Annotated in this window: 13 protein-coding genes; 7 read left to right on the top strand and 6 right to left on the bottom strand. The window is 66.7% G+C overall.

Features of this window, described 5'->3' with window-relative positions:
• Positions 1–2: 2 nt before the first annotated feature.
• Together Q0925_RS09660 and Q0925_RS09665 are read right to left on the bottom strand one after the other, a co-directional pair.
• Positions 3–374 carry a helix-turn-helix domain-containing protein gene (locus Q0925_RS09660; protein WP_299334715.1) on the bottom strand — a complete coding sequence of 124 codons (372 nt, stop codon included), beginning with the start codon at positions 372–374 and terminating at the stop codon, positions 3–5.
• 57 nt (positions 375–431) lie between these two features.
• The gene (locus tag Q0925_RS09665; protein ID WP_299334720.1) at positions 432–692 is read right to left on the bottom strand and encodes a hypothetical protein; all 261 of its coding nucleotides are present in this window, start codon (positions 690–692) and stop codon (positions 432–434) included.
• 65 nt (positions 693–757) lie between these two features.
• On the opposite strand from Q0925_RS09665, the gene Q0925_RS09670 reads away from it, so the two are divergent.
• From Q0925_RS09670 to Q0925_RS09685, 4 genes are all read left to right on the top strand, one after another.
• Positions 758–3,049, top strand: a complete 2,292-nt coding sequence (locus tag Q0925_RS09670) for an ATP-dependent DNA helicase (RefSeq protein WP_299334723.1) — start codon at positions 758–760, stop codon at positions 3,047–3,049.
• Positions 3,046–3,561: a KEOPS complex subunit Cgi121 gene (gene cgi121 / locus Q0925_RS09675; RefSeq protein ID WP_299334725.1), complete on the top strand. Its 516-nt coding sequence runs from the start codon at positions 3,046–3,048 to the stop codon at positions 3,559–3,561. The genes Q0925_RS09670 and cgi121 overlap by 4 nt, the downstream gene beginning before the upstream one ends.
• Before the next feature lie 56 nt (positions 3,562–3,617).
• Positions 3,618–5,333, top strand: a complete 1,716-nt coding sequence (locus tag Q0925_RS09680; protein ID WP_299334728.1) for a formate--tetrahydrofolate ligase — start codon at positions 3,618–3,620, stop codon at positions 5,331–5,333.
• Positions 5,334–5,552: 219 nt separating this feature from the next.
• Positions 5,553–5,870 (top strand): hypothetical protein, encoded by a 318-nt coding sequence (locus tag Q0925_RS09685; protein WP_299334730.1) that lies wholly within the window; start codon positions 5,553–5,555, stop codon positions 5,868–5,870.
• A 6-nt stretch (positions 5,871–5,876) separates the two neighbouring features.
• Here the strand turns inward: Q0925_RS09685 and Q0925_RS09690 are convergent, their stop codons facing one another.
• Together Q0925_RS09690 and uvrB are read right to left on the bottom strand one after the other, a co-directional pair.
• Positions 5,877–6,224 (bottom strand): hypothetical protein, encoded by a 348-nt coding sequence (locus Q0925_RS09690; RefSeq protein ID WP_299334732.1) that lies wholly within the window; start codon positions 6,222–6,224, stop codon positions 5,877–5,879.
• A 46-nt stretch (positions 6,225–6,270) separates the two neighbouring features.
• Complete coding sequence (gene uvrB / locus Q0925_RS09695; RefSeq protein WP_299334735.1) at positions 6,271–8,331, bottom strand: excinuclease ABC subunit UvrB; 2,061 nt, start codon at positions 8,329–8,331, stop codon at positions 6,271–6,273.
• A 161-nt stretch (positions 8,332–8,492) separates the two neighbouring features.
• Between uvrB and Q0925_RS09700 the strand changes: the two genes are divergently transcribed.
• Together Q0925_RS09700 and Q0925_RS09705 are read left to right on the top strand one after the other, a co-directional pair.
• Positions 8,493–9,206: a hypothetical protein gene (locus tag Q0925_RS09700; RefSeq protein WP_299334738.1), complete on the top strand. Its 714-nt coding sequence runs from the start codon at positions 8,493–8,495 to the stop codon at positions 9,204–9,206.
• A gap of 101 nt (positions 9,207–9,307) precedes the next feature.
• Entirely contained in the window at positions 9,308–9,571 is a 264-nt protein-coding gene (locus Q0925_RS09705) for a DUF7553 family protein (RefSeq protein ID WP_299334742.1), read from the top strand.
• Between the two features lie 69 nt (positions 9,572–9,640).
• On the opposite strand, the gene Q0925_RS09710 is transcribed toward Q0925_RS09705, so the two are convergent.
• Both Q0925_RS09710 and Q0925_RS09715 read right to left on the bottom strand, forming a co-directional pair.
• A complete protein-coding gene (locus tag Q0925_RS09710; RefSeq protein ID WP_299334744.1) occupies positions 9,641–10,252 on the bottom strand; it encodes a transcription antitermination protein in 612 nt (203 codons plus the stop codon).
• A 144-nt stretch (positions 10,253–10,396) separates the two neighbouring features.
• A complete protein-coding gene (locus tag Q0925_RS09715; protein WP_299334746.1) occupies positions 10,397–11,266 on the bottom strand; it encodes a sulfurtransferase in 870 nt (289 codons plus the stop codon).
• Between the two features lie 236 nt (positions 11,267–11,502).
• Here Q0925_RS09715 and Q0925_RS09720 point away from each other — a divergent pair, with 236 nt between their 5' ends.
• On the top strand, positions 11,503–12,285 hold the full coding sequence (locus Q0925_RS09720) for a sulfurtransferase (RefSeq protein WP_299334749.1): 783 nt from the start codon (positions 11,503–11,505) through the stop codon (positions 12,283–12,285).
• Positions 12,286–12,328: the final 43 nt, after the last annotated feature.

The following is a 12,328-nucleotide window of genomic DNA, read 5'->3' on the forward strand; positions in this document are numbered from 1 at the left end:
GTTCACTCCGGCTCGAACTCATCGATCGCATCGTGAACCTGTGCCACCCATTCATCAAGCGTGCGATGCATCATCTCCTTTGCCTCCGGCAGGGGCGTCGCGGTGTACTGATAGACGTAGCCCCCCGGATCGAGGAGGCGGCGCTCCCGTTCCACCAGTCGCTTGTCGAGCAACGTCGTCAGCGATCGGTTGACGTTGCTCCGGTCCCGGTCGAGTTCCGTGGCGAGTTCCGCCACTGTACTCCCTTGATGTTTCAGTAACACGAGATACGTCCGGCTCTCGTGTTCCTGAACGCCGAACACGCAGGCGAGGACGTGTCGAAAGCTCGGTTCCTCGACGCCGACCAGTTCGTCGATATCCGGGCCGTCGGCCATACGCGTCGTTGACCGCGCGCGTGGTTAAACCTCCGCCACCCCGCGGTGCCGCGGTGGTCACTCCTCGCGGCCGTACCCCATGTTCCGGATACACGTCCGCATCTCGTCGGGGTCGCCGTGTTTGTGGAGGGTGGTTGGCGTATCACAGTAGTACGTGCCGCCGTCGTAGCGAAGCGTCACCTCGTGGACGCCGCCAAGCATCTCCAGACGGACGACGATCCGCTGGCCGTTGTCGAGGGCGTCGAGAATCTCACCCGCCGTCAGATCACCCGGCTCGATCTCCATGATGGTCATCGTTCCAACGTAGTCGTCCTCCATGCTAAAGCCGCCGGGACCGTGACCCGACAGGTTAAACGCGGGGACGCGCCAAACGCCGACGACCGATGAACCCCGCCGACATCCCCGGACTCCCGTCGGCCGTTGCCGTCCACCTCGCCGAGTCGGGGGTCGAGAAGCTCTACCCGCCACAGGCCGCCGCCGTTGAGGCCGGCGTCACCGAGGGCGAGAGCCTCGTCGCCAGCGTGCCGACCGCGAGCGGCAAGACCCTGATCGCGGAACTCGCCATGGTGTCGAGTGTCGCCCGCGGCGGGACCGCGTTGTACGTCGTCCCGCTCCGGGCGCTCGCCGGCGAAAAAAAGGCCGAGTTCGAGCGGTGGGCCGACCTCAACGCGTTGGACGTGTCGGTGGGTATCTCGACGGGCAACTACGAGCAGTCCGGAGAGCGGCTGGCCAGCCACGACATCGTCGTCGCCACGAGCGAGAAGGTCGACTCCCTCGTGCGCAACGGCGCGCCGTGGCTGGAGCGTCTCACCTGTGTCGTCGCCGACGAGGTCCACCTCGTCGACGACCCGAACCGAGGGCCGACGCTTGAGGTGACGCTGGCGAAACTCCGGCGCATCACCCCAGACCTCCAGGTCGTCGCGCTCTCGGCGACGGTCGACAACGCCGACGAGGTGGCCGACTGGCTGGACGCCGAACTCGTCCAGTCCGACTGGCGGCCGGTCGACCTCCGGACGGGCGTCCACTTCGGCGACGCCATCACCTTCGCCGACGGCGACCGGCGGGAGGTGCCCGTGGGACGGAACGAGCGTCCGACCGCCGCCCTCGTTGCCGACACCGTCGACGACGGCGGGTCGTCGCTGGTGTTTGTCAACTCCCGGCGCAACGCCGAGGCCGCCGCCGGACGACTGGCAGACGTGACCGCAGACCGCCTTTCCGACGACGAACGTGCCGACCTGGCGGATCTGGCCGACGAGGTGGCCGGCGTCTCCGACACCGAGACGAGCGACGACCTGGCCGCGGTTGTCCGTGAGGGCGCGGCCTTCCACCACGCCGGTCTCTCGGCCGCGCACCGATCGCTCGTCGAGGACGCCTTCCGCGACCGCCTCCTGAAGGCCATCTGTGCGACGCCGACGCTGGCGGCCGGTGTCAACACCCCCAGCCGGCGCGTGATTGTCCGCGACTGGCGGCGCTACGACGGCGAGTTCGGCGGCATGAAACCCCTCGACACGTTGGAGGTCCACCAGATGTTCGGCCGTGCCGGCCGGCCGGGCCTCGACCCCCACGGCGAGGCCGTTCTCCTCGCGAAGGACCACGACACCATGGACGACCTGTTCGAGCGGTACGTGTGGGCCGACCCCGACCCCGTCCAGTCGAAACTCGCCCGCGAACCGGCGATGCGGACCCACCTGCTCGCGACCGTCGCCTCCGGCTTTGCCCGCACCCGCTCCGGACTGCTCGACTTTCTCGACCGGACGTTGTACGCGGCTCAGGGAGACAACGCCGGCCGCCTCGAATCCGTTGTCGACGACGTGATCGGGTATCTCGTCGCCAACGACTTCATACAACGCGACGGCGACGGGATCACCGCCACGCCGCTCGGTCACACCGTCTCCCGACTCTATCTCGATCCGATGAGCGCGGCCGAAATCGTCGACGGCCTGCGCGGGGCCGACGACCCCACACCCCTCGGCTGCTACCACCTCGTCTCCCGGACCCCGGACATGTACGAACTCTACCTGAAATCGGGGGATCGGGAGACGTACACGGAACTCTGCTATGAGCGCGAAGCGGAGTTCCTCGGCCGCGTCCCCTCGGAGTTCGAGGACGTGCGCTTCGAGGAGTGGCTGTCGGCGCTGAAAACGGCGAAACTACTGGAGGACTGGGCAAGCGAGGTCGACGAGGACCGCATCACCGAGCGCTACGGCGTCGGTCCCGGTGACGTACGCGGCAAGGTCGATACCGCGGAGTGGTTGCTCGGCGCGGCCGAGCAACTCGCGACGGAACTCGAACTGGACTGTACCGCCGCCGTCAACGAGGCGAAACGACGCGTCGCCGACGGCGTCCGGGAGGAACTGCTCGACCTGACCGGCGTCCGTGGAATCGGTCGCAAGCGTGCCCGCCGCCTCTACGAGGCGGGCGTCGAGTCGCGTGCGGCCCTCCGTGAGGCCGAAAAGTCGGTCGTTCTCGGTGCGCTCCGGGGGCGCGAGGCGACGGCCGAGCGGATCCTGGAAAACGCCGGGCGGCGCGACCCCTCGATGGACGGCGTTACGCCGGCTGAGGGGAGCGCCCCAGACAACGGCGACGCCCGGACCGGCGGAACGGACGCGTCCGCCCCCGCCGGCGACGAGACCGACCCGACCGACCAACAGGCCAGCCTGGGTGATTTCGGGTGATCGTCGTTGAGGGGGCTGTGACCGTCGACGACCTCGACACCGTTCTGTCGGAGTTGAACGCCGTCGCCGCCGCCCACGACGTGACCGTGCAAGCCTTCGACGCACGCTACGTCGTCGACCGCCGACACCTAGAACGTGCGGTCGAACTCGCCGACCGCGCCTTCGACCGCGGCGAGAACGTCGCCCGCGAGCGAAGCGTGGAAATCCTGTTGTACGCCGCCGGTCGGCGACAGATCGACGACGCACTCGAGATGGGGGTGAGCGAGGGTCGACTCCCCGTGGCCGTCGTCGTGGCGGCCACCGGCGACGCCCCGGACCGGGAGACGGCCGCGGCCGACGCCCTCCGGGAGCGACTCGACCTCGATATCGACCCTACGGCAACGCTCGATTCGACCGACGACGACCGGGTGCGGGACTTTTTCGACGTGACGTCGGCGGAACTCGATGCCGTCGACGGTGACCTCTCGGACCTGATCGCGGAGCGGGTCGCCCTGCTAGATGTAAAAAAATGATGTGAAACTCGCCAACGTCGCGGCTTACATATGGTGTGGTCGTGTAGTGGCTACGGATGACTTCGGACGAAACCGACACCGACGACGCACCGACGGACATGGAAATCGCGACGGCGACAGAGACCCGACCGATCGAGGACGTGGCCGGGGATCTCGGTCTCGCGCCCGAGGATCTCGACCCGCAGGGAAACGGCATCGCGAAGATCGAACAGGAGGCGATCCGGCGAACGCTGACCGACGCCGACGAGGGAAAACTGATCCTCGTCACGGGGACGACGGCAACCCCGAAGGGAGCCGGCAAGACCGTCACGACGGTCGGCCTCGGACAAGGGTTGAACCACCTCGGCCACCGCGGCGTCGTCGCGGTGCGTGAACCCTCGCTGGGGCCGGTGTTCGGGATCAAAGGCGGGGCCGCCGGCGGCGGCCACTCGCAGGTGCTGCCGATGGAGGACATCAACCTCCATTTCACCGGCGACCTCCACGCGTTGACGACCGCTCACAACCTCGTGTCGGCAACGCTCGACACAAAGGTCCACTACGGCAACGACCTCGATGTCGACGTCGACGAGGTCGCGTGGAAGCGTGCACTGGATATGAACGACCGTGCGCTCCGCGAGGTGGTCGTCGGCCTCGGTGGATCGACGAACGGCCCGCCCCGCGAGGATAGCTTCCAGATCACGGCCGCCTCGGAGGTGATGGCGGTGCTTTGTCTCGCCGACTCACTCGCCGACCTCAAGGAGCGACTGGCCCGCATGATCGTCGCCTACGACACGGCCGGCGACCCCGTCACGGTCGACGACCTGGGCATCGAGGGGGCGATGGCGATGCTGTTGAAAGACGCTCTCCGTCCCAACCTGGTCCAGACCATCGAGGGGTCGCCCGCGTTCGTCCACGGCGGTCCCTTCGCCAACATCGCCCACGGGACGAACTCGCTGGTGGCGGACAAACTCGGCCTCGCTCTCGGGGAGTATCTCGTCACGGAGGCCGGTTTCGCCGCCGATCTGGGCTTCGAGAAGTTCGGGAACATCGTCTCCCGGCGCGGTGTCTCGCCCGACGCGGCCGTTCTGACGACCGCCGTCCGGTCGATGAAGTACCACGGGCTGGAGATGTGGCCGACCGACTACGACCGCCTGAAAGACCCCGACCCCGAGGCGGTCCGGAACGGCATGACGAACCTCGACCACCACGCCGGCATCATCGAACAGTTCGGCGTCCCGTTTGTCGTCGCGATCAACCGCTTCCCGACCGACACCGACGAGGAGATTCAGGCGATCATCGACCACTGCGAGGAGCAGGGCTATCCGGTCGTCGTGAGCGAGGCGTTCGCCGACGGTGGGGCCGGTGCCGCCGATCTGGCCGAGACGGCGAAAAATCTCGCCGACAGCGACGAGGGTGACTTCCAACCGTTGTACGACCTCGACGAGAGCCTCGAGGAGAAGATCCGGACCGTGGCGACCGACGTCTACGGCGCCGAGGACGCTCATTTCACAGAGGCGGCACAGGACGACCTTGAGCGGTTGGAGAAACAGGGATACGGCGATATGCCCGTCTGTCTCTCGAAGACCCAGCACTCGACCACGGACGACCCGACGCGCAAGGGCGCGCCGGCCGACGACTGGACGCTCACGGTTCGGGAGTGTTACCCCGATGCCGGTGCTGGATTCGTCGTCGTCCTCACCGGCGACGTGCTCACCATGCCCGGCCTGCCGGCCGAACCCGCCGCCGAGGGCATGGACGTCGACGAGGACGGGAGCGTCACCGGCCTGTTTTAATCGGCCGAGGCAGCCTCAAAGGCAAAAAAGATACCAGGGATCATCTATATACCGTCATTGTCCACCGGGTTGTGGAGACACCCCCACGCCTCGGCTCCGGTCGGCGTGCCGGTGGGCAACCGATCGCCGACACCGGATCGCGCCTTCTCCCCCCTCGGCGCGGTCCGTCCCTTTTCCGGATGTGTCAGGTTGAAACGCATCGCTCCCGTATAGGGGCGTGTGACAGACCGGATCGACGACACCCCGACCGTCTCCTGTGAACGGTGTGGCCGGGAATGGGACCTCTCGTACGAACTCGACGAGTTGGTCGCGGGGAACCGCGCCGTCGAGCAGTTCGCTCTCGACCACGAGCGTCACACGGGCCACTACCCCGACAGCGTGTCGACGTGGCGAGCAACCTGTCGTAACTGCCCGGACGGCGTCGAACGCCTGTCGGCGGATGCGGCCCGGCGGTGGGCGCGGACACACGCCCGTCACACCCGACACGACGTGACGATCAACCACGCCGACGACGGGACCACGCTGATCGAGGGGTGACGACCATCACCCTCGCGGGTCGCTCTCCCACCGGTAGTCACACGCCTCACACGCCGCGAACTCGGTGTCGCGGCGGGTCTCGGGATAGAAGGTGGCGTTGTCGATCCGTGACCTACACCGCGGACAGACGGCGTGGTCGGGAACGGGCACACGGTCGAACACCGTCCCACAACCGGGACACGTCACCCGTTCGCCCGGTCCGACACCCTTGACCGTCGCCCCGCACTCGGCACAAACGTATCGGCGCACGGGTCCGTCGCCCCCGTACTCCGTCTCGGGGTCAGTCCAATCGAGGTCGGTGTCGGTGTCGGTGTCGTCGCCGGACCCGAGCCACGACAACACCCGCCCGAACATATAGACACCATGTCGATCCGGCGACAAAACGGTTCCGGGCCGGGAGTCAAAAGTCGGAGTCGATTTCGGGGGCGATCCCATCGTCGGCGTCGTCGAAGTCGAACTCCTGACGGAGTTCACGGATTCGGTCGCGGATGTCGGCCGCGAGTTCGAACTCCAGATTGTCGGCGGCCGCCGCCATGCGCTCTTCGAGCGCTTCGATGCGGGCGCGCGCCTCGTCGTTGCTCTGTGGCGCGTCTCCGGTGACACCCCCGGTGTCCGTCTCGCTTCCCGGCAGGTTGGTCTCGCCAACCGCCTTCTCGATGGTCGTCGGCTCGTGGCCGTGTTTTCTGTTGAACTCCCGCTGGATCCGGCGACGACGCTGTGTCTCGTCGATCGCCGCCTGCATCGAGTCGGTCACCTCGTCGGCGTAAAGCACCACCTCGCCGTTGACGTTCCGGGCCGCACGCCCCATCGTCTGGACGAGCGTCGTCTCCGAGCGGAGAAAGCCCTCCTGGTCGGCGTCGAGAATGGCGACCAGCGACACCTCGGGAATGTCCAGTCCCTCCCGGAGGAGGTTGATGCCGACGAGCACGTCGAACTCGCCGAGTCGTAGCCCGCGGATGAGTTCGTGGCGCTCCAGCGTGTCCGTCTCGTCGTGCATATACTCCACCGCCACCCCCGCCTCGGAGAGATACTCCGTGAGATCCTCGGCCATCCGCTTGGTGAGCGTGGTGACGAGAACGCGTTCGTCGCGCTCGATGCGCTCGTCGATCCGACTCATGAGGTCCTCGACCTGCCCCGTCGCGTCGGCCACCTCGATGCCGGGATCGACGAGGTATGTCGGACGGACGATCTGTTCGACCACCTGCTCGGAGCGGTCCCGTTCGTAGTCGCCGGGCGTCGCGGAGACGTACAAGATCCGACCCGTCTTTTGTTCGAACTCCTCGAACGTAAGCGGGCGGTTGTCGTAGGCCGTCGGGAGCCGGAAGCCGTTTTCGACCAGCGAGTCCTTTCTGGATTTGTCGCCCTCGTACTGGCCCCTGATCTGTGGGAGTGTCTGGTGGGACTCGTCGATCACCGTGAGAAAGTCGTCGGGGAAGTAATCCAGCAGGGTGTACGGCGCCTCACCCGATGCCCGGTCGGAGAGGTGGACGGAGTAGTTCTCGATCCCCGAGCAGTACCCCGTCTCGCGGAGCATCTCCAGATCGAAGGTCGTCCGCTCGTCGATGCGTTGTGCGGCGACGAGGTCACCCTGCCGTTCGAAGTAGTCGACCCGATCCCCGAGAAGATCCTCGATCTCCTCGATGGCCGCCTCCAACCGCTTTTCGGGGATCGAGTAGTGTTCCGCAGGGTGGACCAGAACGGCCGGTTCCCGGCTCACCACCTCCCCTTCCAGCGGGTCGAGTTTCGTCAGGCGGTCGATCTCGTCGCCCCAGAACTCCACCCGGACGGCGTAGCGACCGTACATCGGGAACACCTCGACGGTGTCGCCCCGGACCCGGAACGTCCCCTGCGTGAAGTCGACGTCGTTGCGGTCGTAGTTGAGGTCCACGAGACGGGCGAGCAGTTCGTCGCGGTCGATCTCTTGGCCCGCTTCGAGGCGGAGCGACATATCGACGTAGTTTGCGGGATCGCCGAGGCCGTAGATGGCCGACACCGAGGCGACGACGATCACGTCGTCCCGGGTCAACAGCGACCGGGTCGCCGAGTGGCGCAGGCGGTCGATTTCGTCGTTGATCGAGGCGTCCTTGTCGATGAACGTGTCCGTCTGCTCGACGTAGGCCTCGGGCTGGTAGTAGTCGTAGTAGGATACAAAATATTCTACTGCATTATCCTGAAATAGATTTCTGAACTCCTCGTACAGTTGGGCCGCGAGCGTCTTGTTATGGGCGATCACCAACGTCGGCTTCTGGATCTCCTCAATGAGCCACGAGACGGTGTTTGTTTTGCCCGATCCCGTCACGCCGAGAAGGGTCTGTCTGTCCATCCCTGATTCGTAGCCGGCGGCGAGGTTCTCGATGGCGGCCGGTTGGTCGCCCGCAGGGTCGAAGGGGGCGTCGACCCGAAACGGGCGGTCGGCGTCTGGGCGGTCCGGCGACAGTGGGCCCGAGTTCGCGTCGCTCACGGTGGGTATGTGGGTGCTCGACTGACTTGACGGATTCGCTCTGATGGGGTCGGGCCGAACGCATATTCGAGTGCGCGACCAACGACCCGTATGGACGGCGCGTGTCTGTGCCGGCGGCGTCGACCCGCCGGCGACGAGTCCGACAGACGGCGGGGGGGAGAATGAGCGGGGTCGCGGTCGACGCCACCGAGTACGTTCCGGTGGACCGTTGGCGACGCTTGGGCCGGATCGACGCGATCCGGACGCGGGTCAAACGGATCGCGATCGGTGCCGGAATCGCCCTTGTCGGCCTGACGCTCTGGCCGGCCGGGGACCTGTCGCCGGTCGTCGGGCTGATACGTCTACTCGCGTTGGTGACCGGGGTCTCCGCGTGGTCGGTGAGCGAGGCGCTCAAAACGGCGACCGACGACGACGCGGACGACGGCTCCGTTCTCGCGGCGGTCGGGGTCATCGTTCTCGCGGCGCTCGCGTGGGGGGCCGGGCGCTCCAACGCGGGGTCGCTGCTCTGGCGACTGTTGCTGGGAGAGGCGGTGACGGCCGCGACCGAACCCGACGCGGGTGGGACGGACGTGGGCTCGGCCGGGAGCGTCGTCGCGGACACCGACCCGACGGTGGACGGCAGAGCCGATCCGACGGCGGGTGCCAACATCGACCCGACGGCAACCGCGGCCGCGGATCGGGACGTGGGTGCGGCGTCCCAACCCACGAGCACCTACGTCGGACTCCTCGCCGCCCTGCTCGCCGGTGGCGTCGTGCTTCTCGCGTCGCTCCCCCGAGCCGGGGGGTTCGATCCCGGAGCGGTGGGCGTTTTTCTGCTCCTGACGGCCGTTGTCGGGGGCGTTGTTGGGCTGTTCGCCGGTCTGTCGATCCGGTGAACGGAGTACGGGGCCACTGTCGGCTCGGACACGTTCGACCTCCTCGGGCAGACGACCGGCGGTGCCCAAAAAATTTGCTCCCGGCCGGCGTAGCGCCGCACATGCCCCACGAGCGCCTCGAATCGGCGAGCGAGGAACTGCACGCCGCGGTGGAATCGGCCGACGGCGAACAACGCGACCGACTCGAACGGCAGGCCGACCAGTTGGCGGCGTTGGCCGAAACCGGCGCGGACCACGGCCGCCTCGCCAGACACGAGAACACCCTCCGAGAGGTCAAAACAAAGGCCGACGACGACGTAGCCGCCCGGATCGCCGCCGCGATGGACGCGATCACCGCGTACCGCGAAACCATCGAGGGCGTGTGAACGACCCCCGAACCCCTTTGTTTCCGGTGGAGATTTCGCCGGTCACTCGGCGCGACTAGCTGTCACCCCTCAACAGACGTTTTTGGGTTTGATCCCCATCGATTCGAGAATGTTCACGTAGTCGTCGTACGCCGCGTCGACCACCGTCCGCGCGGCGGCCGCGGCACGGTCCCAGTCGTCGCCGTCACAGGTCTCGTCGAGACCGTCGAGAATCCGGTCGCGGTCGGCGTTGAGTTCGTCGCGGAGGTCACGGAAGGTGCCCGCAGTCGAGGGGTCGGCGTCGCCGACAAAGAAGCCGACCATCTGGCCGACGGTCCGGTCGAGAACGAGCGAGTGGCCGAGTGCCCCACCCAGTCGCCCGACGGCGTCGTCGAACTCGGCGAGTGCCGCGTACGTCCGCTCGGCGTCGGGGGTGCCGGCCGGGTCGGCGTCGACGGTTTCGGCTCGGTCCGTCGCCGTCGCGGTGAGTGCGTCGAACGTGGCCGTGGCCGCGTTGTCGTTGGCCGCCCACGCCTCGAACCGCTCGGCCGCCGCCGCCGCGTCCGTCGCCGCCGCGGAACGCACCGCGTCCCCGGTCATCTCGCCGTCGGTCAGGGCGTACAGCCACTTCGAGGACCCGAGTCGCGACAGCTCAGTCTCCAGGTCGTCGGTCAGCGTCTCCACGAGCGTCGTGCCGTCCATGGTCGGCGCTACGACGCCCCATCGTTTGTATGCATCGCCACACCCTGCCCTGCCGGAGTGATCGACCCTGTCGCTGCTCGGTCGGTGTCGAAAGAAGTGCGGGTGGCGTCTGGGTCGCTGTGTCGACGCTCGCGACGAGGCCGGTCAGTCGTCGGCGCTGCCCTTCTCGACGGGCGCGCCGACGAGGTTGCCCCACTCGGTCCAGGAGCCGTCGTAGTTGATCGTGTCCTCGTAGCCGAGCAGTTCGTGGAGCGCGAACCATGCGACCGACGAGCGCTCGCCGATCCGGCAGTAGGCGACGGTCGTCCCCTTGCCGTCGATGCCTTCCTCGGCGTACAACTCTTCGATCTCCTCGCGGGTTTTGAACGTTCCGTCGTCGTTCGTGACGGCGGCCCACGAGATGTTCTGCGCGCCGGGGATGTGGCCGCCACGCTGGGCGGTTTCCTGTAGTCCCGGGGGCGCGAGAATCTCGCCACTGAACTCCTCGGGCGAGCGGACATCGACGAGCGGAACCCCGCGCTCGATGGCGTTCTCCACGTCCTCGCGGTAGGCACGGATGCTCTCGCGGGGACCGGATACCTCGTAGTCGACGGCCGAGAACTCGGGAACCGCCTCGGTCAGCGGATAGTCGTTTTCGAGCCAGTAGTCTCGCCCGCCGTCCATCAGGCACACGTCGTCGTGGCCGTAATACTTGAACTGCCAGTAGGTGTAGGCCGCGAACCAGTTGGAGTTGTCACCGTACAACACGACGGTGGAGTCCTCGGAGATGCCGTGACTGCCAAGCAGGTCCGCGAAGTCCTCGGCCGAGAGGATGTCACGCGTGGTCTGGTCCTGCAGTTGTGTCTCCCAATTGAAACCGATGGCACCTGGGGCATGGCCCTCGTCGTATGCTTCGGTGTCCACGTCGACTTCCACGAGCCGATGGTCCGAATCGTCGCTTTGGAAGTCGTCGAGGTGGTCTTCCACCCAGTCCGCCGATACAAGAACGTCTTTTGCGTACGCTGAATCCGACATGGCGACGGGTAGTACGTAACCCGCCCCTATAATCCCCACACCAACGGCAGAGGCGACCAGTCCTCCACCGAACCGGAAAATGCTGCCACTGCTTGGCCGGCCGAACGGTTCTGGATCCACCCTCTCCCGACTGACAACCGTCGGACCGACGGAAAACAAGCAAATATTGTCTCGGAATGCGACGTTCGCCGAAGCGCCGTTTCTAAACCCGATGGGGCTGTACGCCGAGTATGGGTATGGACGAACATATCGTCGTCACCGTCGACTGGCTTGCGGCCAACCGCGACGCGGTTCGCGTGGTTGACGTGCGTGACGCGTGGGAGTTCGACGGCATCGGGCACGTCCCCGGGGCGGTCAACGTTCTGTTCGACCGGTTCCGAAGCGAGACCGGCGACGAGGGGATGCTTCCCGGGCCGGAGCGGTGGACCGAACTGATGGAGGCGGCCGGCATCGGACCTGGGGATCCTATCGTCGCGTACGACGACGAGCACGGGGTGTTTGCCGCACGGTTTCTGGTCACGGCGTTGCTGTACGGCCACCGTAATCTACACCTGTTGGACGGCGACTACAGCGCGTGGAGCCGGGCACACGAAACGACGACAAAGACACCGTCGCCGTCGCCCACGACATACGAGGTTCGGGAGCCGGTGTCGTCGCCGCTTGTCGGCTTCGAGGCCGTTGAGGCCGCACTCGACGCCGACGCGCTGCTCGTCGACACCCGCGAGGCGTGGGAGTATGAGGAGGGCCACCTGCCGGGCGCGATCCAACTCGATTGGCGCGAACTCGTCGACGAGGGGACGCGCGGGCTGAAACCCCGCGACGAACTCGAGTCGCTGCTGGCAGACAAAGGGATCACCCCCGACCGCCGGATCGTTCTCTACTGCAACACCGCCCGACGGATCAGCCACACGTACGTTGTTCTCCGACACCTGGGCTACGATGCCGTCGACTTCTACGAGGGGAGTCTCGCCGAGTGGACCGAGCGTGGGGGGCGGTTGGCCGAAGGCGACGCGCAGTGATCGTATGGAACCGCGCGTTGGGGGAGAAGCGGCGGCGAGTCCG

This window comes from Haloplanus sp. (genome assembly GCF_028275055.1).
In the GTDB taxonomy this organism is placed as follows: Archaea; Halobacteriota; Halobacteria; order Halobacteriales; family Haloferacaceae; genus Haloplanus.

What these genes read in the sequence shown, in the direction of transcription:
- Q0925_RS09660 (WP_299334715.1), bottom strand. Translation starts at nt 374, where the DNA reads ATGGCCGACGGCCCGGATATCGACGAACTGGTCGGCGTCGAGGAACCG.
- Q0925_RS09665 (WP_299334720.1), bottom strand. Translation starts at nt 692, where the DNA reads ATGGAGGACGACTACGTTGGAACGATGACCATCATGGAGATCGAGCCG.
- Q0925_RS09670 (WP_299334723.1), top strand. Translation starts at nt 758, where the DNA reads ATGAACCCCGCCGACATCCCCGGACTCCCGTCGGCCGTTGCCGTCCAC.
- Q0925_RS09680 (WP_299334728.1), top strand. Translation starts at nt 3,618, where the DNA reads ATGACTTCGGACGAAACCGACACCGACGACGCACCGACGGACATGGAA.
- Q0925_RS09690 (WP_299334732.1), bottom strand. Translation starts at nt 6,224, where the DNA reads ATGTTCGGGCGGGTGTTGTCGTGGCTCGGGTCCGGCGACGACACCGAC.
- Q0925_RS09700 (WP_299334738.1), top strand. Translation starts at nt 8,493, where the DNA reads ATGAGCGGGGTCGCGGTCGACGCCACCGAGTACGTTCCGGTGGACCGT.
- Q0925_RS09705 (WP_299334742.1), top strand. Translation starts at nt 9,308, where the DNA reads ATGCCCCACGAGCGCCTCGAATCGGCGAGCGAGGAACTGCACGCCGCG.
- Q0925_RS09710 (WP_299334744.1), bottom strand. Translation starts at nt 10,252, where the DNA reads ATGGACGGCACGACGCTCGTGGAGACGCTGACCGACGACCTGGAGACT.
- Q0925_RS09715 (WP_299334746.1), bottom strand. Translation starts at nt 11,266, where the DNA reads ATGTCGGATTCAGCGTACGCAAAAGACGTTCTTGTATCGGCGGACTGG.
- Q0925_RS09720 (WP_299334749.1), top strand. Translation starts at nt 11,503, where the DNA reads ATGGACGAACATATCGTCGTCACCGTCGACTGGCTTGCGGCCAACCGC.